Raw genomic sequence first — 23,892 nt, 5'->3', positions numbered from 1 at the left:
CAGGTTACAAATTAGTAGACATTTAACGCCATGAATCAGGAGAAATGCCCATGAGCAAAAAGATTGCAGTGATCCTTTCCGGCTGTGGCGTATACGACGGTGCAGAGATCCAGGAAAGCGTGATCACCCTGCTGCGCCTGGACCAGCGCGGCGCTCACGTTGAATGTTTTGCGCCGGATATTGCGCAGTTGCATGTGATCAACCACCTCACCGGCGAAGAAATGCCCGAATCGCGTAATGTATTGGTGGAGTCAGCGCGCATCGCCCGAGGCGCGGTCAAGGATATCCGTGAGGCCAACGCTGCTGACTTCGATGCGCTGATCGTGCCGGGTGGGTTCGGCGCGGCGAAGAACCTGTCGGATTTTGCCGTGCAAGGCGCCGGCTGCAGCGTCAACCCGCAAGTCCTGGAATTGGCCGAAGCCTTTGCCGAAGCCGGCAAGCCTGTGGGGCTGATCTGCATCTCCCCTGCCCTGGCCGCGAAAATCTACGGCCCCGGCGTGACCTGCACCATCGGCAACGATGCCGACACCGCAGCCGCCCTGGACAAAATGGGCGCCACCCATCAGGAATGCACAGTGGAAGATATTGTCGAGGACACCGCGCGCAAGTTGGTGAGTACGCCGGCCTATATGCTGGGCAAGAACATCAGTGAAGTCGCGTCGGGCATCAACAAGCTGGTAGACCGGGTGCTGGAACTGACCCACGAAAACGACTGACGCCCTCTTCCTGTAGGAGCGAGCTTGCTCGCGAAGAATCTAAGAGCGCCGCGTCCATCCAGAATGCCCGCGTTATCGTTGACGTTCTTCGCGAGCGAGCTCGCTCCTACAAAGGCTTCATTAAACGGGTAAGCAGGCGGTCAAGCGCATTGGCAAACGCCTGCTTGTCCTTCTCGCCATGGGGTGGCGGCCCGCCGCCCATATGCCCTTGCTCGCGCAAGTCGGTGAACAGGTTACGCACCGCCAGCCGCTCACTCATGTTCGCCGGGCTGAACTCCTTGCCGCGCGGGTCGAGGGCCGTGACGCCCTTTTTCACCAGCCGGTCAGCCAACGGCACGTCGCTGCAGATCACCAGTTCGCCAGGCACTGCGTGTTCAACGAGATAATCATCGGCTGCGTCAGGACCGCTGGGCACCACGATCAACTTCACGCAGGAAAAGCCCGGTTTGATCTGACTCTGCCCCGCCACCAGCACCACCTCGAATTGACGCTTGAGGGCGAATTTCACCACCTGATCCTTGGCCGCCCGTGGGCAAGCGTCCGCGTCGATCCAGACCCGCATGCCTACGCCGCCGCCCTTTGCTTCTCGGCCAGGCGACTGCGGCCATACAGCACCACGATCGCCAGTATCGCCACGGCCTGCGCACTCAACGAATACGCATCGGCATGAATGCCCAGCCAGTCAAAGTCAAAAAACGCCACCGGCCGAGTACCGAAGATGCCTGCCTCTTGCAGCGCCTTGACGCCATGCCCGGCGAATACCACCGACAGTGCGCACAACAGCGCGGCGTTGATGCCAAAGAACAGCGCCAGCGGCAGCTTCGCCGAACCGCGCAGAATCACCCAGGCCAGGCCCACCAGCAGCACCAGGGCGGTGGCGCCACCCGCCAGCACCGCTTCGTGCCCGGCCGGGCCGGCTTGCAGCCACAGGGTTTCGTAGAACAGGATCACTTCGAACAGTTCGCGGTACACCGAGAAGAATGCCAGCAGCGCAAAGCCAAAGCGCCCACCGCCGCCCACCAGGCTGCTCTTGATGTAGTCCTGCCAGGCCGCCGCGTGGCGCCGGTCGTGCATCCAGACGCCCAGCCACAGCACCATCACGCTGGCAAACAGCGCCGTGCAGCCTTCCAGCAATTCACGCTGGGCGCCGCTGACATCAATCACATACGCCGCCAGCGCCCAGGTGGCCAAGCCGGCCAACAGCGCCAGGCCCCAGCCGACGTTGACGCTGCGCACCGCCGATTGCTGGCCGGTGTTACGCAGGAAAGCCAGGATCGCGGCAAGCACCAGGATCGCTTCCAGGCCTTCGCGCAGCAGGATCAGCAAACCGGAGATGTAACTCAACGACCAACTCAGGCCGTCGCCGCCGAGCAAGCCGGCAGACTCGCCAAGCTTGCCCTTGGCCACGTCCAGGCGCTGTTGCACCTGCTCGATCGGCAGGCCGTCCTGCAATGACTGCCGATAGGCCATCAGCGCCTTCTCGGTGTCCTTGCGCACATTGGCGTCGACGTTATCCAAGGAGCTTTCCACCAGCTCGAAGCCTTCCAGATAAGCAGCTACCGACAGGTCATAGGCTTGTTCGTGGTCGCCGTTACGGAACGCGGCCAGGCTTTTGTCCAGGGTGGCGGACGTGTAATCGAGCAACTGCGCCGGGCCGCGCTTGACCTGCGGCGGTTGTGCACGCTGGGCGCGGAAGGTCGCCGCCGCCGCAGGGCCGTCTGCCGCCAGCACTTCGTTGGGCGTCTGGCGCGCCAAGTCGGCGAGGTTGAAGGGCTGTTCGCTCTTGGCCGCAGCCGGGTCCGCTGTGAAACCTGCGATGTACGTGGCGAGGTCCCAACGCTGACGGTCATCCAACTGATCGGAAAAGGATGGCATGTCGGTGCCTTCGACACCCAGGCCCAGGGTGTTGTAGATCGCATACAGGCTCAGGCGATCCAGTCGCGTGGCATCGCGCAGGTTAGCCGGCGGCGGTGTCATGCCCATGGCGGCCGGGCCATCGCCGGCGCCAGCAGTACCGTGGCACACCGAACAGTGCTGTGCGTAGAGCGGCGCACCGCGCGTGGGATCTGGAGTGATCGCCGGCGCCTGGCTGACTTCATACGCCACTGCCAGTTTGGCGCCCAACTGACGCGCCTGGCGGGCGACAGTTGCGCCGTCTGCATGGGCAGTGACGGCCGCCAGCAACTCATCGACGCCCTTTATCAACTCGGCGCGTTCGGGTTTTTCCGGCAGTTGCGCGACCAGACCCTGCAGCACGCCCAGGAACTCCACCTGCTCGCGGTATTCCGAGTCGTCCACCACCTTGCCCGCCTCTACCGTCGGCGGGTAGTCGGCGCCGATGTAATCGAGCAAATGCAGAGCCTGTGGTGCGCCTTCGGCGGTCGCGGCCCATAGATTGAAGCTGCACGACATCAACACCGGCAGCATCAGCCAGGCGAGAAAGCGGAAAGGGGCAGTCATGAATGAATCTCAGGTGGAAATACGAAGTAACACTATTGTTGAGCTTTAACCGATTTGACTCAAGGTGTTATTTCGTCACGCCCCTCCCACATTTTGATCCAGTTTCTTCAGTCAGGCCGTCGCGCGATGCAGGCTGGCGAGAAAACCGGCGGCACCGACGAACAGCCCGGCGAACGTACGGTTTACACGCTTCTGCTGTCTGGGCGAGCGCAGCAGGCGCAGGACTTTCGAGGCCAGACCCGTGTAACCGGCCATCACGATCATGTCGACGCTGATCATCGTCGCACCGATGATCAGGTACTGAATCGCCAACGGCGCCTGTGGATTCACGAACTGCGGCAACACCGCGAGCATGAACACCAGCGCCTTGGGGTTGCTGGCGTTGACCAGGAACCCGCGGAACATCATCGCCAGCGGCTTGCCGATCGGACGTATCGCCGCGTCATCGGTCATGTCCAGCGGCAAGGCGCGCCATTGCTTGATGGCCAGGTACACCAGGTACGCCACCCCGAACCATTTGATCGCATAGAACGCGGTCGATGACGTCGCCAGAATCGCCCCCAGGCCGCCCGCCACCACGGCAATCTGCATCGCCAGGCCCAGTTGCAGGCCAATGGCGTTCCAGTAGCCGCGTACAAAACCGTACTGCAGACCGCTGGACATCGAGGCGATGGCGCCTGCGCCGGGGGAAAGGGAAATGATCCAGCTGGCCACGAGAAAAGCCAGCCACGTGTCGAGTGCCATAGCACACCTCGAAAGGGAGTTTGTGGTTGTGCCTTAAGCTAACTCCGGCGACCAAAGGCTGGCTATAAATTTTTACAAGATATGATTCTAGCGGTCGCCAGGGAACACGTGCGTACCAGGCCAGCGCCGTACCGAACGCTGGAAGAACAAGCTGTTGGGCACTTGCACCATCGCACTGTCGGTGCCGGCCTCCTGCACCTCGATCAGCGTGGTATAGAGCAGATTGATCGCCACCACGCGCCCCTTCACGCCGGGCTTGTCGACGGTGTCCACCAGTTCGACGATATCGCCGAGGCGAAACGGACCCACGGTGAAGATCAAAATGGCGCACAGCAAATTGGACAGCACGGACCACATGGCGAAGAAAGCCACTGCCGCCACGGCCACAAAGCCTGACAGCGCAGTCCACAGCACCGTGGCAGATACACCCAGGCGGCCCAACACGAAGATCAGCGCGCTGCCCATGATCAGCCAGCGCAGGCCTCCACGCAGCGGCATCAGCAACTGCGGCGGGAACGGATAGCGCTCACCCAGGCGGGTCAGGCCTTTGGCGACAAAACGCTGGGCAAGGTAGCCGGCCAGCAGGATCAGCAGGATTTGCACGCCGATCCACACAGGTTCGATCCATTGCGCCGGCAAGGGCAGTTGCAACGCGTCCATCAGGACAGCGCCTCGAGCTGCGCCTGCAGGGTTTCAAGCAGTTCGAGGGCTTCCATCCAGGACTCCTCCAATTGCCCTTCGCGCACCTTGAGCCTGGCCTGCTCGGCCAGCAAGTCACGCAATTCATCCTTGCGCGCGGCCTCGTACACGGCGCTGTCGCCCAGGCTGGTTTCGATCCTGGCCAGGCGCTCATGCACCTTGCCCAGCTCGGCCTCCAGCTTGTCGGCTTCGCGCTTGTGCGGGGCCAACTGCTGACGCAGTGCGGCGGCGGCCTGGCGCTGGGCTTTCTTGTCGGTCTTGTCCGGGTTGACCGGGGTATTGCTCACCGGCGCATTGCGCAGACGATAGTCAGTCAGCCAGCGGGCATAGTCGTCCAGGTCGCCATCAAACTCTTCGACCTTGCCATCGGCTACCAGCAGGAAATTATCGGTGGTGCTCTTGAGCAGATGGCGGTCGTGAGACACCACCAATACTGCACCGCTGAACTCCTGCAGGGCCATGGTCAGCGCCAGGCGCATTTCCAGGTCCAGGTGGTTGGTCGGTTCGTCGAGCAGCAACAGGTTCGGGCGGTCCCATGCAATCAGGGCCAGGGCCAGTCGGGCTTTTTCACCACCGGAGAAGTTCAGCACCGGCTCGTCGATGCGCGCACCACGGAAGTCGAAGCCTCCGAGGAAGTCGCGCAGGGTTTGCTCGCGTTCGCTCGGCGCCAGGCGCTGCAGGTGCAACAACGGGCTGGCCTTGGCATCGAGCGAGTCCAGTTGATGTTGGGCAAAGTAACCCACCACCGTGTTCTCGCCACGGGTCAGGCGCCCGGCCAAAGGCTCAAGCTCGCCCGACAGATTCTTGATCAGCGTCGACTTGCCCGCGCCGTTAGGCCCCAGCAAACCGATCCGCGCGCCGGGTATGAGCTGCAGCTTGACCTTCTCCAGGACGGTCTTGTCGCCATAACCCAGGCGCGCATCCGACAGATCGAGCAGGGGGCTGGAGATTTTCACCGACTCACGGAACACAAAGTCGAACGGCGAATCGACGTGGGCCGCCGACAGCTCTTCCATGCGCTCAAGGGCCTTGATCCGGCTCTGGGCCTGGCGGGCCTTGGTGGCCTGGGCCTTGAACCGGGCGATGTAGCTTTCCATGTGCGCACGTTGCGCCTGTTGCTTCTCGAACGCTTGCTGCTGTTGGGCCAGACGCTCGGCACGGGCGCGCTCGAAGGCGGTATAGCCGCCACGGTAGAGCGTGATTTTCTTCTGTTCGACATGGGCGATATTGTCGACCACGGCGTCAAGGAAATCCCGGTCGTGGGAAATCAGCAACAAGGTGCCCTGATAGTTCTTGAGGAAGTCTTCCAGCCACAGGATCGCATCGAGGTCCAAGTGGTTGGTCGGTTCGTCGAGCAGCAACAGGTCCGAGGGACACATCAGCGCCTGCGCCAGGTTCAGGCGCATGCGCCAGCCGCCGGAGAAGTCGGCGACCGGGCGATCCATCTGTTCGTTGGTAAAACCCAGGCCGGCCAGCATCTTGCGGGCGCGGGCGTCGGCGGTGTAGCCGTCGGCGCTGTCGAGTTCCGAGTGCAGGCGCGCCTGGGCGGCGCCATCCTGGGCTGCTTCCGCCGCGGCGAGGTCGTGCTGTACCTGACGCAGGCGCAGGTCGCCATCGAGCACGTAGTCGATCGCGATGCGGTCCAGGGTGTCGATCTCCTGGCGCATATGGGCGATGCGCCAGTCGGCCGGCAGCAGGCAGTCCCCGGAATCCGGGGTCAGCTCACCCAGCAACAGGGCAAACAACGTGGATTTTCCGGCGCCATTGGCACCGATCAGGCCGGCTTTGTGACCGGCGTGCAGGGTCAGCTCGGCATCTTCAAGAAGACGCTGCGGGCCACGCTGTAATGTTAGGCTTTGAAGTCGGATCATAATGGCGGCGGAGTCTACCAGCTTCGTTGACCGCTGGCTTGGGTGTGAATATGTGCGCTGACCTGTGGAGCTTTGCCCTCTCGACTTATGCCCGCCCCGGTGTGGAGGCCGCTTGCCTGCGGTTGCAGGAACAGGGAGCGGATGTGTGCCTGCTGCTGTGTGGTGCGTGGCTGGAACAACGGGGTGTGGCGCGGCTGCCCGAGCGCGTTGTGGCACTGCAACAGCTTGCGCGGCCGTGGCGGATGCACGTCGTCGAGCCCTTGCGAGCGGTACGTGTGCAATGGCGGGCGATGGCACAGCAGGATGCGCATCTGGCTGAATTGCGAGAGCAGGTCAAGGCCTTGGAGCTGGAGGCCGAGCGAGCCTTACTGATGCGCCTGGAAGCGCTAACGCAGTCATGGTCGAGCAACGAGATGACAGGTCGACAGGAATGGCTTGAAGGTCTGGCGACCGAAGCCGCCAACCTTGACCACAACGCGCTGCAGCAGCTGCGCGTCATGGTCACCCGCGCTTAGGAAGCGCTGGTTGGGGTGACGCTTGGCGCTGCCGGTGCAGCAGCGCTGCCGACGGATGCGGTTGGCGCGGAGGACGCTGCCGGGGTAGCGGCAGTTGCTGCGGGAGTTGTTGGCTTTGCAGGTGCTGGCTTTGCCGCAGCAGGCTTGGCAGCGGGTTTTGCGGCCGGTTTGGCAGCAGTGGTTTTAGCGACTGGCTTGGCGGCTGGTTTCGCAGCAGCGGTTTTAGCAGCTGGCTTGGCGGCCGGTTTGGCAGCAGCAGTTTTAGCAGCTGGCTTGGCGGCTGGTTTTGCAGCAGCGGTTTTAGCGGCTGGCTTGGCGGCCGGTTTGGCAGCAGCGGTTTTGGCAGCTGGCTTGGCGGCCGGTTTGGCAGCAGCGGTTTTGGCAGCAGGCTTAGCGGCCGGTTTTGCAGCAGCGGTTTTAGCGGCTGGCTTGGCGGCTGGTTTTGCAGCGGCAGTTTTAGCAGCTGGCTTGGCGGCTGGTTTTGCAGCGGCAGCTTTAGCAGCTGGCTTGGCGGCTGGTTTTGCAGCGGCAGCTTTAGCGGCTGGCTTGGCGGCTGGTTTCGCAGCAGCGGTTTTAGCGGCTGGCTTGGCGGCTGGTTTTGCAGCAGCGGTTTTAGCAGCTGGCTTGGCGGCCGTTTTAGCCGGCGCCTTCGCTGCAACAGCCTTGCTCGCTGGCTTCTTGGCCGCGCTGGCTGCGACAGCTTTTGCCGGAGTACGAGTACCCAGCGCCTTGGTGACAGCTTCCTTCACACGACCAACGCCCTGAGCCAGTTTCAGGCTTTCCTGAGCGTCTTTTTTGAGTTGGGAAATGTAGCTGCGGGTTTCGGCTTGGCGATCCTTGAGGGCGTCCAGCAGGTCCTCAAGTTCTTTAACAGCGTCTTTGGCCTTGGCTTGTGCCTTGGCCTTGCCGGCAGTGGCGGCGTCTTGCAGTTTGGTGCGGGATTTGTGCAGCTTTTCTTGCGCTTTGCCGCGTTGTTTTTCCAGTTTGGCGAGCAGTTTTTCTGCATCGGCCAAGGCTTGGGAACAAGCGCTTTCCAGATGTTCGAGCAGGCTGCCCGACAATTGTTGGAGTAAGTGCAACGGGGTATTTACAGGCTTCTGTTTGGCCGACATGGTTTACCTCCTGGCTGACGTGGGTGCGGCTCATACTAGCCCTCTGCTCTTACCGCCGCTAGGGCATGTTGACAGTATCGTTTGCGTTGCGTTGCAACGTACGAAAATTCTTATCGATATAACAGAAAAGCGCACCACTACTCAGCCATTTACGCTGGCATAATCCGTCGCACTTCAGGCGGGAGGACACCCATGTCGCGTTACCTTTTCGTAGTGCTTGCCCTGGCGATTTCCAGCGCCGATGCGGACGAGCAATCGCCGCCAAAAACCGCTGTTCAAGATCAGCATGACCTCGCCTACAGCCTGGGCGCCAGCCTCGGTGAACGCTTGCGCCAGGAGGTCCCCGACTTGCAGATCCAGGCCCTGATCGATGGACTCAAACAAGCCTACCAGGGCAAACCATTGGCACTGGACAACGCGCGCATCGAACAGATTCTTGCACAGCACGAAGCACAGAACGCCATCGACAACCCAGCGCCGCAGAGCGAAAAAGCTCTCGCCGCCGAACAGCAATTTTTGTCGAAGGAAAAAGCTGCAAAGGGTGTGCGTGAGTTGGCGGACGGCATCCTGCTCACCGAGTTGACGCCGGGCACGGGCACCAAGCCGTTGGCAACTGATGAGGTGCAGGTGAAATATGTGGGTCGGCTGCCCGATGGAAGCGTGTTTGACCAGAGCGCACAGCCCCAGTGGTTTCGCCTGGACAGCGTGATCAGTGGCTGGCGCAGTGCATTGCAGCAGATGCCCACAGGCGCGAAATGGCGCCTGGTCATACCCTCGGCCCAAGCCTACGGCGCGGACGGCGCAGGCGAATTGATTGCGCCCTACACACCCCTTGTCTTCGACATCGAGTTACTCGGGACCCGCCACTGACGCATAAAAAAACGGTGCGTCAAGCGCACCGTTTTTTATCGCATTGCCCCGATCAGACCTGAGCAGGCTCTTCTTTGTGGGCGTTGTGCAGCACTTCGATCAGGCAATCTTCAAGCTCGAAACGCTCATGCAACAGACCACCCAGCTCTTTGAATTTTTCCGCGACACACTTGCCTTCATCGCACAGATCGTTAAAAGCCAGCAGCTTTTCGGTAATCACATCAATGCGCGGGTAAAGGGTCTCAGCGAACTCAAGACCGCGCTTGTCCTCGAAGGCTTCCGCTTCCTTGGTGAGTTGCGTGTAGATACTCAGGTGACCGGCAGAAACGTAATCCACCAGTACAACACAGAAGTCCTGCAACGGCTCACGCTTCTCGGCCAGCGCTCCAGGCTCGGCCCCCAACTCATCAAAAGCCAGAACCAATTTGCGACGCGCATCCAACCACTTATCAATCAGTGTGTGCACGCCACCCCAGCGTTCGCGAGCATTCTTGCAACGTTCCAACATGATGATCTCTCTTCCCTATAGGGGACGCTGCTGCACCGTGCCCGCGCAATGCTTCAGGGTTGAAGCGGCAATCGGACGAGGTCGCGTCTGACAAGCGGTTTCGATAACGCGTGCGGGCCAGATTATGCCCGCATCACTATGGCTTCAAGGTACGCAGGAGAGAAAGTTCATACAAGCGTTTAATCCCGTCCTACCACATGAACAGAATTTTCCTCGCTTTGTGATACGTGACGCCGGCCAGGCAACAACCGGGAAAGCAGTGTGCTCCACAGAATCAGCATCGCCAGGAAAAACAGCAGGCTCCACTCCGGAACGCTGAGGTCAAATAACGTCCAATTGATTTCGACGCAGTCGACCGATCCCTTGAAGACTGACTGGACAGCCCGCCAGAACGACAGGTGCTCAATCATGTAGTCCAGGCTTGGCCAGCAGTTGGGCATCTGATCCGGCGGAGTGTTCTGCAGCAGCACTTGGCGCCCGGCGGTGACGGCGCCGAATAATGCACACCCGATACTCGCCAGCCCATACAGGCACACGCCTGTGCGGCCAGGATTATGCAGGGCGGCGATCAGGTTGATCAGTACAAAGACGGCGAGAAACAACCGTTGTACCTGGCACAAAAAGCAGGGCTGTAACAGCGCACCATATTCCAGATAGAAAGACACGCCCAACGTCAGCGCACCGGCCATGAACGCCAGGACAAACAAGGAGCGTAAAGGGGCCAAAGACATTGTTTATCCGCACCGCAAGAGATAGGTCGCTACGGTAGAGGAAAGGCCCGATCCCTTTCAATACGCCTTGGAGCGGACAATTCCGCGAAGAGACAAGGAGATTCCGTCAACACACGGAGGAAATCGCCCTACAACACGTAAGAATTGATTACAGGCCTACTTAAGCTCAGTAATTACAAAGAGTTAAAGGGTTGGCTGACAGATAGATCTGAGCCAACCCGTGAACACTTTCCTACTTCAAGCTTGCGCCGGTGCTGGCAAGGGTGAGGCCAGTAGACGATTATCGAGTAACCCCAAGCCTTCCTGGAACAGCCGGTTGCTGCGCTCGGTATCACCCAATTGGGCGAGCAAACGGGCCAATTCGGCACAGGCTTCGGGATTGCGCTGCACCTGCAGGCTGCTTTCCAGATAATCCCGGGCCTTTCCCCACAGGCTGTTCTGCAGGCAGAGACGACCCAGCGTCAGCAACAGGCTGGCATCGCCAGGATGATCCTTCAGCCAGCCTTCGGCAAACTTCAACTGACGGGCCGGGTCGCTGCCGCGCAGCAGGCCATAGAGCCGAATAAGATGGCTGTCATAACTGCGCTTGATCGCACCGCGCAGCACTTCCTCGGCCCTGGCATCGGCGCCCAGTCGACGCAGTTGATCGGCATAAGCCAACACCAGTTGTGGCTCCTGGCGCTGGGCTGAAGTCAATTGCTCCCATGCGCGGTCAAGGGACTGCAAGCCGGCTTCGCCATGCTCCTCACGCTGGGCCGCCAGGCCAAGGTTTTCTCCCCAGGCCCGACGCTCCAATTCAGCCAGCTCGCTGGCCGGCAACACCTTGTCTTTACGCAGTTCGGGCAACAGGCGAATCACCGACGACCAATCGCCACGCTGCTGGTGCAATCGCTGCAACTGTCGCAGGACCTGGGCGTTGTGGGGATGGCGCTCGTGCATGGCCTGCAGGGTGGTCAGGGCACCTTCCGTATCGCCACGGTCCATCTGGAGTTGCGCATGGCTCAAGGCAACGGCCAGCTCCGCCTGGGGCTGGCGAGCCAGGGCGCGCTCCAGCAAAGCATCCGATGCCTCGTAACGGCCCAGCTCGTTGGCCGCACGTGCCGCGCCGAGGTAGTACAGCAATGGCTGGCGCTCCGCCTCGGCAGCACGGTGCAGGTGGCGTTCGGCACTGGCCCAGCGGCCTTCGGCAAGGTCCATCTGGCCTTGCTCGATTGCAACTTGCACACGGCGGCTGCGATTGCGCCGCGACCACGGGTTGACCACACCGCCGGAAACGCTGACCAGACCCAACAGCACTCGGATCAGGTAGATCGCCAGGCCTATGGCGAACACCGCCACCAATGTGGCCCACAGGCTGGACTCGTAATGCAGCAAATGGGGATAGGTAATCAGCACGTAGCCGGTGTGTTTGGAAATGCCCACGGCCAGCGCCAGGGCGATCGCAATTGCCAGCACCAGGATCACATAGAAGCGCTTCATCGGTTCTACTCCTGGGTCGCAGGCTTGGCAGCCGAAGCCTTGGCTTCGTCGGCAGACAAATGGCGGCGCTCGAGGTACGCCTGCACGGCCGCCAGGCTTGCGGCCAGGTCAGGCGTCACCACCGAAACGGCCTTGGGCTCAAGCTCGGCGATACGCGCCAGCATCGCCTTGCTCTGCGGGTTGTCCTGGTTGAAGTTATCCTGCAACACGCTACGCGCTTCGCCCAGCGAACGGCTATACACCGCCGACTCGCCGTTGAGCGCTGCCCACTGTGCCTGCTCCAGCGCCAGGCTCAAGGCCAGGCGCACCTGATTCAACCCCTGGCCCGCCAGCAGCGGACGAATGTTGTCATCCGGGTTGAAGTCGATACGGAAATAACGGGAGATCTGTTCCCACCATTGGCTCAACTGATTACCCGTATCGCTGCTGGGACGGCCCTGGGAACCGGACTCGGTGAGTTGATACTCCGGAGCGACAGCCGCCAATTGCACCACCTGGTCGCGCAACGCCGCCAACTGCAGGTACAAGCCGGTGCGGTCCGGTTGTTCGGTGCTGCGCAAAGCCGCCAGGCTCTTGGCCAGTTGCTCACGGGCGGCGAACACGCCTGGGTCGCTTTGCTCACGAAGAATTTCGTCGGCGCCCTGGACCAGCGACTGAGCGCTGTTGATGTCCTGCAAAGCCGACAGACGCAAGCTGGCCAGACGAATCAGATGCTCGGCCTCAGCCAGGCGCCAATCCTTGCGGCTGGCGCCCAGTACGGTTTCCAGACGCTGATTCAGGCGCTGCTGATCACCCTGCAACTGGGCAACCAGGCGTCGACGCTCTTCCAGCTCATCCGCGCCGGGCAACTGCGCCAGGCGGGCGGCCAATTGTTGCTGGCTCTGCTTGAGGCTCTGGGATTGGTCATCGAGGGTCTGCACCTGACCCAGTTGCTGCTGGCTGCTGGCTTGCAGGGCACGGACCTGCCAGATCCCCCAGCCGCCGGCGGCAACACCGGCAGCGCCAAGCAGCAACGCGACGACCGCCAGGCAATTGCCACGGCGTGGCGCGGTGACCGGTGTCCCGACCGGCGCATCGAGCGCGGGCTGAGCTTCATCTTTAGGCAAGGCTGTTTCGCTCACGTATCCGTCCTTTGCGTATCAGAGAGTGGGAACGGGATTGCTCCCTAACGCCACTAACAAAGCCGAGGCACTCGCGCCTCGACAATCCACAACTTTTTCTGCGCCAGCGGCCCGCGCCATCTCGTAGACGCGCGGACTGGGCACAAACAACGGCAGCTTCGCCACCTCAGGCCAATCGGAGCCGGCCAGGGCCTGCAAGTGTAGAAAACCCTGCCCACTGCTGACCACCAGGCCGTTCAAGCGTTCCAACTGGATGCGTTGCATCAGTGCGCCCGCGTCGTAGGCCGGAAGGAAACGGCGGTACAACTCCAGGTAGTCGACACTAACACCTCGCTCGCGCAAACGCTCTGCGAGCAACTCCCGGCCGCCCTCGCCGCGCAGGATCAATACCCTGGCACCGGGGCATGCGATAGCCTCGCGCAAGGCCGGCAATTGAAGCAAGGCTTCGCTGTCGTCACCCGTTGGCGGATAGTGGACGTCCAAACCCTGATCGGCCAGTACCTGTGCCGTGGCGGCCCCCACACTGAACCACGGCAGTCGCGGCCAGGGCGCGGTCAATTGTTGCAAGGCAAGACGCGCCGCCGGCTTGCTCACCACGATCACTGCGCAATAGCGCTGAAGCGCCCCAAGGACCGCCTGTTGTTCCGGCGTGACCGGTAAAGCTTCGATCTCCAGCAACGGCAGTTCGCTGCTGAATACTCCCGCATCGGACAATGTCGCCGTCAGGGCTGCCGATTCTTCGGCAGGCCGTGTCAGCAGCACTCGCCACTGGGTCACTGCGGGCCGGCCTCGCCGTAGATTTTTTGCAGAATGGCGCCAGCGCCCTTGTCCAACAGTTCCTCGGCGACCTGGATGCCCAGGGCCGTGGCGTCGCGTTGTGGACCACGCACCTCGGCGGTCAGCAACGTGCCGCCCTCCGGGTCGCCTACCAGGCCACGCAACCACAGGTTTTCACCTTCGAGCACGGCATAGCAGGCGATCGGTACCTGGCAGCCACCGTTGAGGTGCTTGTTCAGGGCTCGCTCGGCCGTGACGCGAACTTCGGTGTCTGCATGGTCAAGCGGCTTGAGCAGTGCGTGAATTTCGCTGTCGGCGGTACGGCATTCAATGCCGACCGCGCCCTGCCCGCCGGCCGGCAGGCTGTCTTCGACGCTGATTGCGCGGGTGATGCGGTCTTCGAAGCCCAGGCGGATCAGGCCGGCGGCGGCGAGGATGATCGCGTCATACTCGCCCGCATCGAGCTTGGCCAGGCGCGTGTTGACGTTGCCACGCAGGAAGCGGACCTGCAGGTCGGGTCGACGGGTCAGCAATTGGGCCTGGCGACGCAGGCTCGAGGTGCCCACGATACTGCCCAGGGGCAATTCATCCAGGGATGCGTAAGTGTTGGAAACAAAGGCGTCGCGCGGGTCTTCCCGCTCACAGATGCAAAAAAGGCCCAACCCTTCAGGGAAGTCCATGGGCACGTCTTTCATCGAATGCACAGCGATGTCTGCTTCATTTTCCAGCAGCGCGGTTTCCAGCTCCTTGACGAACAGACCCTTGCCGCCAATTTTCGACAGCGGCGAGTCCAGCAGCTTGTCGCCGCGACTGACCATGGGCACCAGGGTCACCCTGAGGCCAGGATGAGCCTGTTCAAGACGTGCTTTGACGTACTCGGCCTGCCATAAGGCCAGGGCGCTTTTACGGGTGGCGATGCGGATTTCGCGAGAAGACATGGATCAATCCGTACTGAATAGATACGGCAGATAATAACAGCTCAGGCAAATACGCTTTGATTTGAATCAGCAAGTGCGGGGCCTCCCTGGCCGCATCACACCGGGATAGGAACTGCAGAGCTCGCCACCGCCCCTGGCTAGAGCTGCTGCATCATCTTGCGCACGCCGGCGACATGGCGCCGACTGACGATCAGGGCATCGCCGTTGAGCCCCTTCAGAAAGAGCTGGAAGTGGCCAAGAGGCGTGCGCTGCAAGCGCTCGATTCGCTCGCGAGCCACCAGCGCATTGCGATGGATGCGCACAAAGCGGTCGCCGAACTCATCCTCCAGGGCCTTGAGCGGCTCATCGAGCAACACTTCGCCCGCTTCGTGACGCAAGGTCACGTATTTATGGTCGGCGATAAAATAGACCACCTGAGCGAGGGGAATCAGCTCGATGCCCTTGCGGGTGCGTGCGCTGATATGGCTGCGGGGGCCATTGCCACTCTGGGCAGCCGGTTGGGTCAGGGCTGCGAGCTGGGCGCGACTGGGACGCTCGGCCTTCTTCAACGCCTTGAGCAATGCGTCGCCAGCCACCGGCTTGACGAGAAAACTCACACCGCTTTCTTCGAGCGTCTGTGCAGAAAACTCTTCCTGTGCCGCGCACAGCACCAAGGCCGGTGGCGATTCGCGCTCGCTCAGACGGGCAGCGACTTGCAGGCCATCGAGGAGCGGCATGCGGATATCGAGCAACACCACATCCGGCTTGAGGCTGTCGATCAGCGTCAACGCCTCTTCGCCGCTGGTGGCGCTCGGTTCAAGGACTGTATAACCCTCGATTTCACTGACCAGACGGCTCAGTCGCTCGCGGGCTTGGGGTTCGTCATCAACGATCAGGACATTCATATTGCGCTGGATTCCTGCGTGAGTCTCGCACAAGGATAGCGTAGACAGGTGCGGTGACTTACGTCACAGCGATCCACGCTAAGACTGGCGCAAGCGGCAAAAAGTGCCCTTGGAGTGGCACCCAAATTTACCCGGACCTGTTCAATAGCGCCCAAGACCCGCCAACTTCGCGCATTGTCATAGGGTTTGCTGATACACAATCCGAATACCCCCGTATTTAATGGATAGTCTGGGCTCTGACCGCATCACCCGACTTTGGTGCATTCACACACTCTCAGTCCAACTGTAGACGCTCGCTGGAACGATATTGCTCAATCGTCAAATATCGTTTCAATAACGGCCTGCTCCCAGTCTCGTCCTGGATGCGATCGGCGGCAAGGCACTTAGCCATCCTTTGTACAAATAAAATTGCCGTCCACCCGCACCATCGCGTCCGCGAACAACCCTGTTATTATCGGCGGCACACCTTCACGCCTCTTTTAAGCAGATCACGAGCGAATTCATGAGCACCGACAAGACCAACCAGTCCTGGGGCGGCCGCTTCAGTGAACCCGTCGACGCCTTCGTCGCGCGCTTCACCGCCTCCGTCAACTTCGACCAGCGCCTCTACCGCCACGACATCATGGGCTCCATCGCCCACGCCACCATGCTGGCCAAGGTCGGCGTGCTGACCGATGCCGAGCGCGACAGCATCATCGAAGGCCTGACCACCATCCGGGGCGAGATCGAAGCCGGCACGTTCGACTGGCGCGTCGACCTGGAAGACGTGCACATGAACATCGAGGCACGCCTGACCGATCGCATCGGTGTGACCGGCAAGAAGTTGCACACCGGTCGCAGCCGTAACGACCAGGTGGCCACCGATATCCGCCTGTGGCTGCGCGATGAAATCGATCTGATCCTGGCTGAAATCACCCGCCTGCAGAAAGGTTTGCTGGAACAGGCCGAGCGCGAATCGGACACCATCATGCCCGGCTTCACGCACCTGCAGACCGCTCAGCCCGTGACCTTCGGCCACCACCTGCTGGCCTGGTTCGAAATGCTCAGCCGCGATTACGAGCGCCTGGTCGATTGCCGCAAGCGCGCCAACCGCATGCCACTGGGCAGCGCCGCGCTGGCCGGCACCACCTACCCGATCGACCGCGAGTACACCGCGCAGTTGCTGGGCTTCGATGCCGTGGGCGGTAACTCCCTGGACGGCGTGTCGGACCGCGACTTCGCCATCGAATTCTGCGCCGCCGCCAGCATTGCGATGATGCACCTGTCGCGCTTTTCCGAAGAGCTGGTGCTGTGGACCAGCGCGCAATTCCAGTTCATCGACCTGCCGGACCGTTTCTGCACCGGCAGCTCGATCATGCCGCAAAAGAAAAACCCCGACGTTCCCGAACTGGTACGTGGCAAGAGCGGCCGCGTATTCGGCGCGCTGATGGGCCTGCTGACCCTGATGAAAGGCCAGCCGCTGGCCTACAACAAGGACAACCAGGAAGACAAGGAACCGCTGTTCGACGCCGCCGACACGCTGCGCGATTCACTGCGTGCGTTTGCCGACATGATTCCGGCGATCAAGCCCAAGCATGCGATCATGCGCGAAGCGGCCTTGCGTGGTTTCTCCACCGCGACCGACCTGGCCGACTACTTGGTGCGTCGTGGCCTGCCCTTCCGCGACTGCCATGAAATCGTTGGCCATGCCGTGAAGTACGGCGTGGACACCGGCAAGGACCTGGCGGAAATGAGCCTGGAAGAACTGCGCCAGTTCAGCGACCAGATCGAGCAGGACGTATTTGCCGTGCTGACCCTGGAAGGCTCGGTGAATGCCCGTAATCACATCGGCGGCACCGCGCCGGCGCAGGTGAAGGCCGCAGTCGTGCGTGGCCAGGCACTGCTCGCCAGTCGCTAAAAAATGTGGGGGGGCGGTGCGACGATTCGACTTGCCCGCCGATGGTGGTGGGTCAGTCACACATGTGCTGACTGACACTCCCTCATCGGGGCATAGGTATCTACACAATTTTGGTGCGACACCGCTCCTATGGCGAGGGAGCTAACGCGTATCTACCTGACGCTCCGAGGTCGAACTGTGGGAGGGGGCTTGCCCCCGATGGCGGCCTCTGGGCTGGCCGGGATGTTGGATTGGACCGAGTACATATCCGTTTCTGCGGTAACGGCTGCTTAGGGTTCCGCCCTGACGGCGGCTCACTTTTGAAAAGCGCAAAAGTAAGCAAAACGCTCTTGCCCCACCACTCGGCACCTCGCTTAGGCTCGGTGTGCCCTCTCTCCGGCTTGAATCCGTGGGCCGCCGCAATGGGCCATCCATGGCCCAGTGCGGCTAACCCGGCGTCCTGCCGGGTTACCCACGGATTCAAGCCTGCGTTCGGCCAGCGTGGTTTAACGGGGCGCCCAGGATCAAAAGCAGATCAAGATCAAAAGCCACGGCCAGATCAAGAGCGGCTCGCTTCGCATCGTGGTTACGGTTAAGTGCTACGCAGGTGTGTAGATACCTATGCTATCGGGGGGAAGTGTCCTCCCACATCTGATTATTTCCTTGCTGCAATCATCGCCAGAAATCCCGGCATCGCCGCCTGCCTGTCCGCCTCGACCTTTTGCGCATTGGGCATCTCATTCAAACGCCCCAGCAACGCCTTCGCCTGCGGCAACTGCGCCAGCAGGTCCAGTCCGAACAGCTTTTCGCCTACCCCACAGGCCAGATTCAAGCTGTACATGAAATACAGATCGGCAATCGTGAAGTGCTCTCCCGCCACATAGGGCGCGAATTTACCGTGCCGGCCTAACGTACCGACCCCCAGCAACAATTCAGCGCGGGACTTCTCCTTGATTGCCTCCGGCACCGTCATACCAAAAAAGGCTTCGGCGAAGCACGCCCGTGCCGGCAATTCGATATACAGCTCGATTTCCCGGCACAACGCCAGCACCTGGGCACGCTGGAACGGGTCGGCTGGCAGCAGCGCAGGCCCTTCCTGTGTCTGCTCAAGGTATTCGAGGATCACGCTGGTTTCGTTGATGAAGCCTTGCTCGACACCCAGCACGGGCACTTTGCCTCGTGGGCTCACCGCCAGGGCTTCAGGCGTTTGTCCTGCGTAAAAAGGCACCTCCTCGAAAGGCAGCCCTTTCTCCAGCAGCGCCAGCTTGACCATGTTGTAGTAGTTACTGACCGAAAATCCATAAAGCTTGAGCATCGCAAAGCCTCCAGGCCGGGTGCGGGGTTGGCTGCAAGCGTTATAGACGCTGAGGCTGGGACTGGCCAGCAGCATCAGCGGCCTGAATGGCGTTAGACTGGCGCCCTTTCCTTGAGGAGCCTGCCATGAGCGAGCCGACCGATATCGACAATGACGAAGAAGAATTCACCGAAAGCACGCTGATCCAGGCCATCGAGAACCAGATCGACAGCGACAACCCGCCGGCGGCCAAGGCCACGTTCAACAAGCTGACGCTGGTCGGTTATGAGCGAGAAGAGATCCTGAATCTCATGGCCCACGTGCTGGCTTTCGAGATCGACGCAATGCTGGATGAGGACCGCGCCTTTGATACCCAATGGTATGAAACCGCGCTGCGGGCACTGCCCGAGCTGCCGCCTGAAAAGGAATAATCCGGCCGCGCTGCAACACGCTGGACAGTTCGGCAAAGTGCGTTCACCTTATGGCCTGCTAGCCTCTAATAAATTTTAGAACGTCTGGAGTCCTTATGTCGTATACCCCTGAGTTGGTTGCCGAACTGGAAATCCTTGTACTCTTCCCCCTGGACAGCACCAAGGAGGGTCTGAAAGTCCATCAGACCGCCGCTCCCACTGCCGTCGCCGCTGCCAGGCGCCTCCATGCCAAAGGGCTTATCGACCAACCGGACGGAGGCTACCTGACCAGCCTTGGCCGGGACGCCGCCGAGCAAGCCCAGACCTTGCTGACTATCTTGACCACCGCCTCCACCAAAGAAGCCGCCTGACCCCTGATCCCCGCCCATGGAGTCCGCCCTCTGCGGATTCCACGGGCGTTGCTGCGCAGCTCACAAAATTCTGCAGCCAACGTCCATTTCCTCTAAAACTCCTACGCGACTGTCTGTAAACTCCTACACGGCCGCCCACGTCGGGCCCTGCGAGCCACCGAGTTCGACATGACCCGCACCCATGAAATCCGCCCCGACCTGGACGAAGGCATCGACCGCAAGGTGTTGGCCCAATTGCGCGCGCGTTTCATGGCCCTCAACGAAGGGCGTATGGCCCGGGCGATCGAAGGGCTGACGCCGCGCCAGCAGAGCGTGCTGACCCTGTTGCCATTGTTTTTTCACGTCAACCATCCGCTGCTGCCCGGCTATGTATCAGGCAGTACGCCAGCAGGCCTGTCGAATTTCGAACCCGACACCCAGGCCCTGACCGAAGCCCAGCGCCTGACCCGCTCGTTCTCCTACAAAGCCCGTCGCGGCAACCCGCCAACGCCCATTCACGGCCTGTTCCTGATGGGCAGCCTGGGCACGCTGGCCCAGGCGGATCAAAGCGATATGGACGTGTGGGTATGCCACGCGCCCGACTTGAGTGACAACGAGCTGGTCGAGCTGCGCAAGAAGTGCCAACTGCTGGAAGCCTGGGCCCAGACCATGGGCGCCGAGGCGCACTTCTTCCTGATTGAACCGACACGCTTTGTGCTGGGTGAACGGGACACGCAACTGAGCTCCGACGATTGCGGGACCACTCAGCACTACCTGCTGCTGGATGAGTTCTACCGCACCGCAATCTGGCTGGCCGGGCGCACGCCGATCTGGTGGCTGGTGCCGGTGTATGAAGAAAGCCGCTACGCCGAGTTCACCCACGCGCTGCTCACCAAACGTTTCATCCGCGCCGACGAAACCCTGGATCTCGGCCATCTGGCGCACATCCCTCCAGGGGAGTTCATCGGTGCCGGGCTGTGGCAATTGTTCAAGGGCATCGAATCGCCCTATAAATCGGTGCTCAAGCTGCTGCTGACCGAGGTCTATGCCAGTGAGCACCCCAACGTGCAGTGCCTGAGCCTGCGCTTCAAGCGCGCGGTGTTTGCCAATCAGATGGACCTGGATGAGCTGGACCCTTACATCGTGGTCTACCGCCGCATCGAGGAATACCTCAAGGCCCGCAATGAACCGGAGCGCCTGGAACTGGTACGGCGCAGCCTGTACCTGAAGGTCAACCGCAAGCTCAGCGCCGGCCAGCGCACCGCCGGCTGGCAACGACTGCTGCTGGAACGCCTGGCCCATGAATGGGACTGGGACCAGCGCCAACTGGCCCTGCTGGACAGCCGCAGCCAATGGAAAGTGCGTCAGGTCGCCTCCGAGCGCCGCGCCCTGGTCAACGAACTGAACTACAGTTATCGCTTCCTCACCCAGTTCGCCCGCACGGAACAGACCGTCAGCCCGATCAACCGGCGCGACCTCAATGTACTGGGCCGGCGCTTGTACGCAGCCTTTGAACGCAAGGCCGGCAAGGTCGAGTTCATCAACCCCGGCATTGCCCCGGACCTGGCCGAAGACACCTTGACCCTGGTGCACTCACCCAACCGCAAGGAGCCGGGGCAGCACCATTGGGGCCTGTATAACGGCAACCTCACCGCACTGGAATGGGAGCATTTCGCCCCCATCAAGCGCAGCCGCGACCTGCTGGAAATGCTTACCTGGTGCCATCGCAACGGGGTGATCGACAGCAGTACGCGCCTGGCGCTGCACCCGGGCGCCAGCGACATGACCGAGTTCGAGCTGTTCAACCTGCTGGGCAGCCTGCAGCAGACTATCGCCCTGCCCATGGCCAGCGTCGATGAAACCCGCCTGTTACGCTCGGCGGTGCCCGAAGAAGTGCTGTTGCTGATCAACGTCGGCGTCGACCCGCTCAAGCATCACCGCGACCTGAATATTCTGATGACCACCGAGCGTACCGACTCTCTGAGTTATGCCGGCGTGCGTGAGAACCTGGTACTGACCCTGGACCAGGTCACGCTCAATAGCTGGAACGAGGTGATGGTCAGCCGCTACGACGGGCCCCATGCGCTGCTCGACTGCCTGCGCGACTACCTCAACCAACTGCCGTCGGATCATTTGCCACGGTTGCGCGTGCGTTGCTTCTGTCACAACCGAGCGCAGTTCATTGCCCAGCGTGTGGAAGAGGTATTCGACACCGCGCAGAACCTGCTGCTCAGCCAGGCCAATCACCGCTACCTGCTCCAGGTGCAGCAGCACTATCACGTCATGGAGTTGATCCCCGGCCAAGCCACCCATGTACCGCTGCCGACCCAGGACGCGTTGATCGCCTATCTCAGCGAAGAGCTGGCCAGTTACAGCCCCTGGCACCTGGACGCCATGGCCCTGGAAGATCACGACCTGGCGCTGCTGCTGCCCATGGGTGCGGCCGATTGCATACAGGTGTTCTACCGGGTCCATGAAGAATTTGCCGAACTGTATGTGCTCGACGAGTTCAATGCACTCTGGCAGCAGCGTTTGCCGTTCCATGATGAGCAAAGCCTGCTGGCACCGCTGCAGCGTTTTCTGCTCTCGATCATCTATCGCCGCGAAGCACTATCGGCTCTGGACACCCAACAGCCGTTGGGCGAAGTGCAGATCGCGTATTACCAATTGCTGCCGTCGGGCAATGCCCGTGCTCGTCTCGTCGAGCCAAGGCCGGCTCCGCAAAACCGCGCCAACCAGCCGTTCTATGACGTGCAGGCGATTATCGCCAGGGCGGCGCCCGGGCAGGTGGGTATCACGCTGTACTGCAATCAGCGGGAATTTTCCGAATTGGAGTTTGGCGACCAGCTGTTTGCGGTAGTCGCCCGGGAAATCGTCGGGCAGCGCCGGGAAACCGAGCGTTACCGTTGCTACATCACCGATCTGGATCTGTCGGGCCTGCTTGGCGACGTGCAAAGCCCGAGCAATCTGTACCTGCGCTACAAGGCGGAGCTTGAGCTCGCGCTCAATCAGGCGCTGAAGCAGATTTAAAGCGCAAAGGCGCCGCCATCCTTGGGCTGGCCTTCGACACTCAGCAACTCAAGCTTGAGGGTCTTGCCGCCCGGTGCGGGCCAGTCAATATGCTGGCCCACTTGCAGACCGAGCAACGCGCTGCCCACCGGTGCCAGGATCGAGATCTTGCCTTCATCGGCGTTCGCGTCTTTCGGGTAAACCAGGGTCAGGTGGTAATCCTTGCCGCTGCCTTGCTCACGGCAATGCACGCTGGAGTTCATGGTCACGACACCCGCAGGCACCTCATCGTGGCCAACCACTTCTTCGGCGCGGTCGAGTTCGTGTTGCAACGCTTCGACACCGGGAAACTCGTCGCCCAGGCGGTCGATCAGTTGCTCCAGACGCTGCACGTCAAGACGGGTGAGAATGATGGACGGTGCGGTGGTCATGATTCAGGCAGACTCCTTTTTTCTGCACAAAAAAGCAAAACCCCGCCAGGAAAAGGCGGGGTTCTCACGGGCCTCGATGAGTTGAGGCGTACCCGGACACTACCACAGCGTCACAAATAAACAAGACGACTTCAGGCCTGGGCTCGGCGCTGCTCGGCCTCGGCACAGATCACCCGGCGCCGCTCATCGTCGGCGGAGCGCCATTCGCGGATGTCTTCCACATGGCGGAAACAGCCGAGGCAGACTTTCTGCTCGTCCAGGCGACATAAACTGATACAAGGTGACGGCACCGCCGGGCTGACATTGCTGAACAGCGGCTTGGGCGGGCGCGTGGGTGCGGACTGGCTCACGGTCAAATCTCGTCGAAATCCAGCTCGGCGCCGGATTGTTCCAGAACCAGACGCGCCAGCATCTCGCTGAGCAGCTCATCGCTGCTATCGCATTGCCAATTGTTGTCTTCTTCGTTGTAGTCGAAGTGAAAACCACCGGAACGTGCCGCCAGCCACAACTGCCGCAACGGTTCCTGACGGCTGAAGATCAACTGAGTGCCGTTTTCGAACTTGACCGTCAGCACGCCGGCCGAGTTTTCCAGGTCCACGTCCAAACCGCTGTCGTCGAAAATATCTTCCAGCGCCTGCTGGGTCGCATCCACCAGGTCGTGAAAACGGGCTTCGGTCAAACTCATTGTGGCAACCTCGAAAGTGTCTGGTTTTGCTCAAGCGCCGCACGATACGGACGCGCCCCGCCGATTGCAAAGGATACCGATTTCATCATAGATGGCGGTATGAAATATCCTCAACCAACGTAGCCCGCTTCCCTACTATCTCGGCAAACCCCCGCCGGACGGGTATTCCAGCGCATAGGCAAGCTGGCGGGTGGTCGGTATACTCGGGCGCAATTAATGCATATTCAAGGATTTCGCCATGAAGCGCCTGATCTCTTCCCTTGCTGCGCTCGTCGCGGTTGCTTGCCTCGTCAGTGCCTGTGGTCAGAAAGGACCGCTGTACCTGCCTGACGACAGCAAAGACCCGAACGAACAGGCGCAGTCGTCGCAAAAGCCGTCCAAAGCGCACAAGCACGACACTTACTAAGGGATC

At 61.1% G+C, this 23,892-nt stretch carries 25 protein-coding genes; 8 read left to right on the top strand and 17 right to left on the bottom strand.

What is annotated here, in order from left to right; genetic code table 11:
- Positions 1 to 50 precede the first annotated feature (50 nt).
- Positions 51 to 716, top strand: coding sequence for an isoprenoid biosynthesis glyoxalase ElbB (gene elbB / locus J1G34_RS20725; protein ID WP_065893914.1), 666 nt, complete (start codon positions 51 to 53; stop codon positions 714 to 716).
- A 106-nt stretch (positions 717 to 822) separates the two neighbouring features.
- On the opposite strand, the gene J1G34_RS20720 is transcribed toward elbB, so the two are convergent.
- From J1G34_RS20720 to J1G34_RS20700, 5 genes are all read right to left on the bottom strand, one after another.
- Entirely contained in the window at positions 823 to 1,278 is a 456-nt protein-coding gene (locus J1G34_RS20720; protein ID WP_222994564.1) for a YaiI/YqxD family protein, read from the bottom strand.
- A gap of 2 nt (positions 1,279 to 1,280) precedes the next feature.
- On the bottom strand, positions 1,281 to 3,176 hold the full coding sequence (locus J1G34_RS20715) for a cytochrome c/FTR1 family iron permease (RefSeq protein ID WP_065893915.1): 1,896 nt from the start codon (positions 3,174 to 3,176) through the stop codon (positions 1,281 to 1,283).
- Positions 3,177 to 3,287: 111 nt separating this feature from the next.
- Positions 3,288 to 3,920, bottom strand: coding sequence for a LysE family transporter (locus tag J1G34_RS20710; protein WP_065886993.1), 633 nt, complete (start codon positions 3,918 to 3,920; stop codon positions 3,288 to 3,290).
- Between the two features lie 87 nt (positions 3,921 to 4,007).
- A complete protein-coding gene (locus J1G34_RS20705) occupies positions 4,008 to 4,580 on the bottom strand; it encodes a mechanosensitive ion channel family protein (RefSeq protein ID WP_065886992.1) in 573 nt (190 codons plus the stop codon).
- Positions 4,580 to 6,490, bottom strand: a complete 1,911-nt coding sequence (locus J1G34_RS20700; protein WP_104505091.1) for an ATP-binding cassette domain-containing protein — start codon at positions 6,488 to 6,490, stop codon at positions 4,580 to 4,582. Before J1G34_RS20700 ends, J1G34_RS20705 begins: the two co-directional genes overlap by 1 nt.
- Positions 6,491 to 6,540: 50 nt before the next feature.
- Here J1G34_RS20700 and J1G34_RS20695 point away from each other — a divergent pair, with 50 nt between their 5' ends.
- Complete coding sequence (locus tag J1G34_RS20695) at positions 6,541 to 7,005, top strand: TIGR02444 family protein (RefSeq protein ID WP_205928382.1); 465 nt, start codon at positions 6,541 to 6,543, stop codon at positions 7,003 to 7,005.
- On the opposite strand, the gene J1G34_RS20690 is transcribed toward J1G34_RS20695, so the two are convergent.
- The gene (locus J1G34_RS20690) at positions 7,002 to 8,117 is read right to left on the bottom strand and encodes an AlgP family protein (RefSeq protein WP_222994563.1); all 1,116 of its coding nucleotides are present in this window, start codon (positions 8,115 to 8,117) and stop codon (positions 7,002 to 7,004) included. The two genes, J1G34_RS20695 and J1G34_RS20690, sit on opposite strands and share 4 nt — an antisense overlap.
- 192 nt (positions 8,118 to 8,309) lie before the next feature.
- Here J1G34_RS20690 and J1G34_RS20685 point away from each other — a divergent pair, with 192 nt between their 5' ends.
- Complete coding sequence (locus J1G34_RS20685; protein WP_065886987.1) at positions 8,310 to 8,987, top strand: FKBP-type peptidyl-prolyl cis-trans isomerase; 678 nt, start codon at positions 8,310 to 8,312, stop codon at positions 8,985 to 8,987.
- Positions 8,988 to 9,039: 52 nt separating this feature from the next.
- Here J1G34_RS20685 and J1G34_RS20680 read toward each other — a convergent pair whose 3' ends face one another.
- The 7 genes from J1G34_RS20680 to J1G34_RS20650 form a co-directional block, all read right to left on the bottom strand.
- Positions 9,040 to 9,495 (bottom strand): Rsd/AlgQ family anti-sigma factor, encoded by a 456-nt coding sequence (locus J1G34_RS20680; RefSeq protein WP_065898107.1) that lies wholly within the window; start codon positions 9,493 to 9,495, stop codon positions 9,040 to 9,042.
- 179 nt (positions 9,496 to 9,674) lie between these two features.
- Positions 9,675 to 10,226, bottom strand: a complete 552-nt coding sequence (locus J1G34_RS20675) for a disulfide bond formation protein B (protein ID WP_065898106.1) — start codon at positions 10,224 to 10,226, stop codon at positions 9,675 to 9,677.
- A gap of 237 nt (positions 10,227 to 10,463) precedes the next feature.
- Positions 10,464 to 11,705: a heme biosynthesis protein HemY gene (locus J1G34_RS20670; protein ID WP_065886984.1), complete on the bottom strand. Its 1,242-nt coding sequence runs from the start codon at positions 11,703 to 11,705 to the stop codon at positions 10,464 to 10,466.
- A 5-nt stretch (positions 11,706 to 11,710) separates the two neighbouring features.
- The gene (locus J1G34_RS20665; protein ID WP_222994562.1) at positions 11,711 to 12,826 is read right to left on the bottom strand and encodes a uroporphyrinogen-III C-methyltransferase; all 1,116 of its coding nucleotides are present in this window, start codon (positions 12,824 to 12,826) and stop codon (positions 11,711 to 11,713) included.
- Between the two features lie 18 nt (positions 12,827 to 12,844).
- The gene (locus J1G34_RS20660) at positions 12,845 to 13,603 is read right to left on the bottom strand and encodes a uroporphyrinogen-III synthase (protein WP_222994561.1); all 759 of its coding nucleotides are present in this window, start codon (positions 13,601 to 13,603) and stop codon (positions 12,845 to 12,847) included.
- Positions 13,600 to 14,541, bottom strand: coding sequence for a hydroxymethylbilane synthase (gene hemC, locus J1G34_RS20655; RefSeq protein ID WP_065893925.1), 942 nt, complete (start codon positions 14,539 to 14,541; stop codon positions 13,600 to 13,602). Before hemC ends, J1G34_RS20660 begins: the two co-directional genes overlap by 4 nt.
- A 137-nt stretch (positions 14,542 to 14,678) precedes the next feature.
- A complete protein-coding gene (locus J1G34_RS20650) occupies positions 14,679 to 15,425 on the bottom strand; it encodes a LytR/AlgR family response regulator transcription factor (protein WP_065893926.1) in 747 nt (248 codons plus the stop codon).
- Between the two features lie 502 nt (positions 15,426 to 15,927).
- Between J1G34_RS20650 and argH the strand changes: the two genes are divergently transcribed.
- A complete protein-coding gene (argH, locus tag J1G34_RS20645) occupies positions 15,928 to 17,322 on the top strand; it encodes an argininosuccinate lyase (protein WP_065886979.1) in 1,395 nt (464 codons plus the stop codon).
- A gap of 634 nt (positions 17,323 to 17,956) precedes the next feature.
- Here the strand turns inward: argH and J1G34_RS20640 are convergent.
- Positions 17,957 to 18,616, bottom strand: a complete 660-nt coding sequence (locus J1G34_RS20640; RefSeq protein WP_122462979.1) for a glutathione S-transferase family protein — start codon at positions 18,614 to 18,616, stop codon at positions 17,957 to 17,959.
- Between the two features lie 125 nt (positions 18,617 to 18,741).
- Here J1G34_RS20640 and J1G34_RS20635 point away from each other — a divergent pair, with 125 nt between their 5' ends.
- The 3 genes from J1G34_RS20635 to J1G34_RS20625 all read left to right on the top strand — a co-directional run bounded on the left by J1G34_RS20635 (position 18,742) and on the right by J1G34_RS20625 (position 22,385).
- A complete protein-coding gene (locus J1G34_RS20635; protein ID WP_065898102.1) occupies positions 18,742 to 19,026 on the top strand; it encodes a hypothetical protein in 285 nt (94 codons plus the stop codon).
- Between the two features lie 95 nt (positions 19,027 to 19,121).
- Positions 19,122 to 19,376, top strand: coding sequence for a TIGR02647 family protein (locus J1G34_RS20630; protein ID WP_065886976.1), 255 nt, complete (start codon positions 19,122 to 19,124; stop codon positions 19,374 to 19,376).
- A 168-nt stretch (positions 19,377 to 19,544) separates the two neighbouring features.
- Complete coding sequence (locus tag J1G34_RS20625; protein WP_222994560.1) at positions 19,545 to 22,385, top strand: class I adenylate cyclase; 2,841 nt, start codon at positions 19,545 to 19,547, stop codon at positions 22,383 to 22,385.
- Here J1G34_RS20625 and rnk read toward each other — a convergent pair.
- From rnk to cyaY, 3 genes are all read right to left on the bottom strand, one after another.
- Entirely contained in the window at positions 22,382 to 22,795 is a 414-nt protein-coding gene (gene rnk / locus J1G34_RS20620; RefSeq protein ID WP_065893930.1) for a nucleoside diphosphate kinase regulator, read from the bottom strand. The two genes, J1G34_RS20625 and rnk, sit on opposite strands and share 4 nt — an antisense overlap.
- Positions 22,796 to 22,926: 131 nt before the next feature.
- Complete coding sequence (locus tag J1G34_RS20615; RefSeq protein ID WP_065893991.1) at positions 22,927 to 23,145, bottom strand: DUF1289 domain-containing protein; 219 nt, start codon at positions 23,143 to 23,145, stop codon at positions 22,927 to 22,929.
- Between the two features lie 2 nt (positions 23,146 to 23,147).
- Positions 23,148 to 23,480, bottom strand: a complete 333-nt coding sequence (gene cyaY / locus J1G34_RS20610; RefSeq protein WP_065886973.1) for an iron donor protein CyaY — start codon at positions 23,478 to 23,480, stop codon at positions 23,148 to 23,150.
- Positions 23,481 to 23,718: 238 nt separating this feature from the next.
- On the opposite strand from cyaY, the gene lptM reads away from it, so the two are divergent.
- Positions 23,719 to 23,886 (top strand): LPS translocon maturation chaperone LptM, encoded by a 168-nt coding sequence (gene lptM, locus J1G34_RS20605; protein ID WP_003195417.1) that lies wholly within the window; start codon positions 23,719 to 23,721, stop codon positions 23,884 to 23,886.
- Positions 23,887 to 23,892: the final 6 nt, after the last annotated feature.

The organism is Pseudomonas sp. Wu6 (assembly GCF_019891515.1).
Taxonomy (GTDB): domain Bacteria; phylum Pseudomonadota; class Gammaproteobacteria; order Pseudomonadales; family Pseudomonadaceae; genus Aquipseudomonas; species Aquipseudomonas orientalis_A.
The sequence above is the reverse complement of the archived record's forward strand: the minus strand, read 5'-3'. Positions and strand labels throughout refer to the sequence as shown.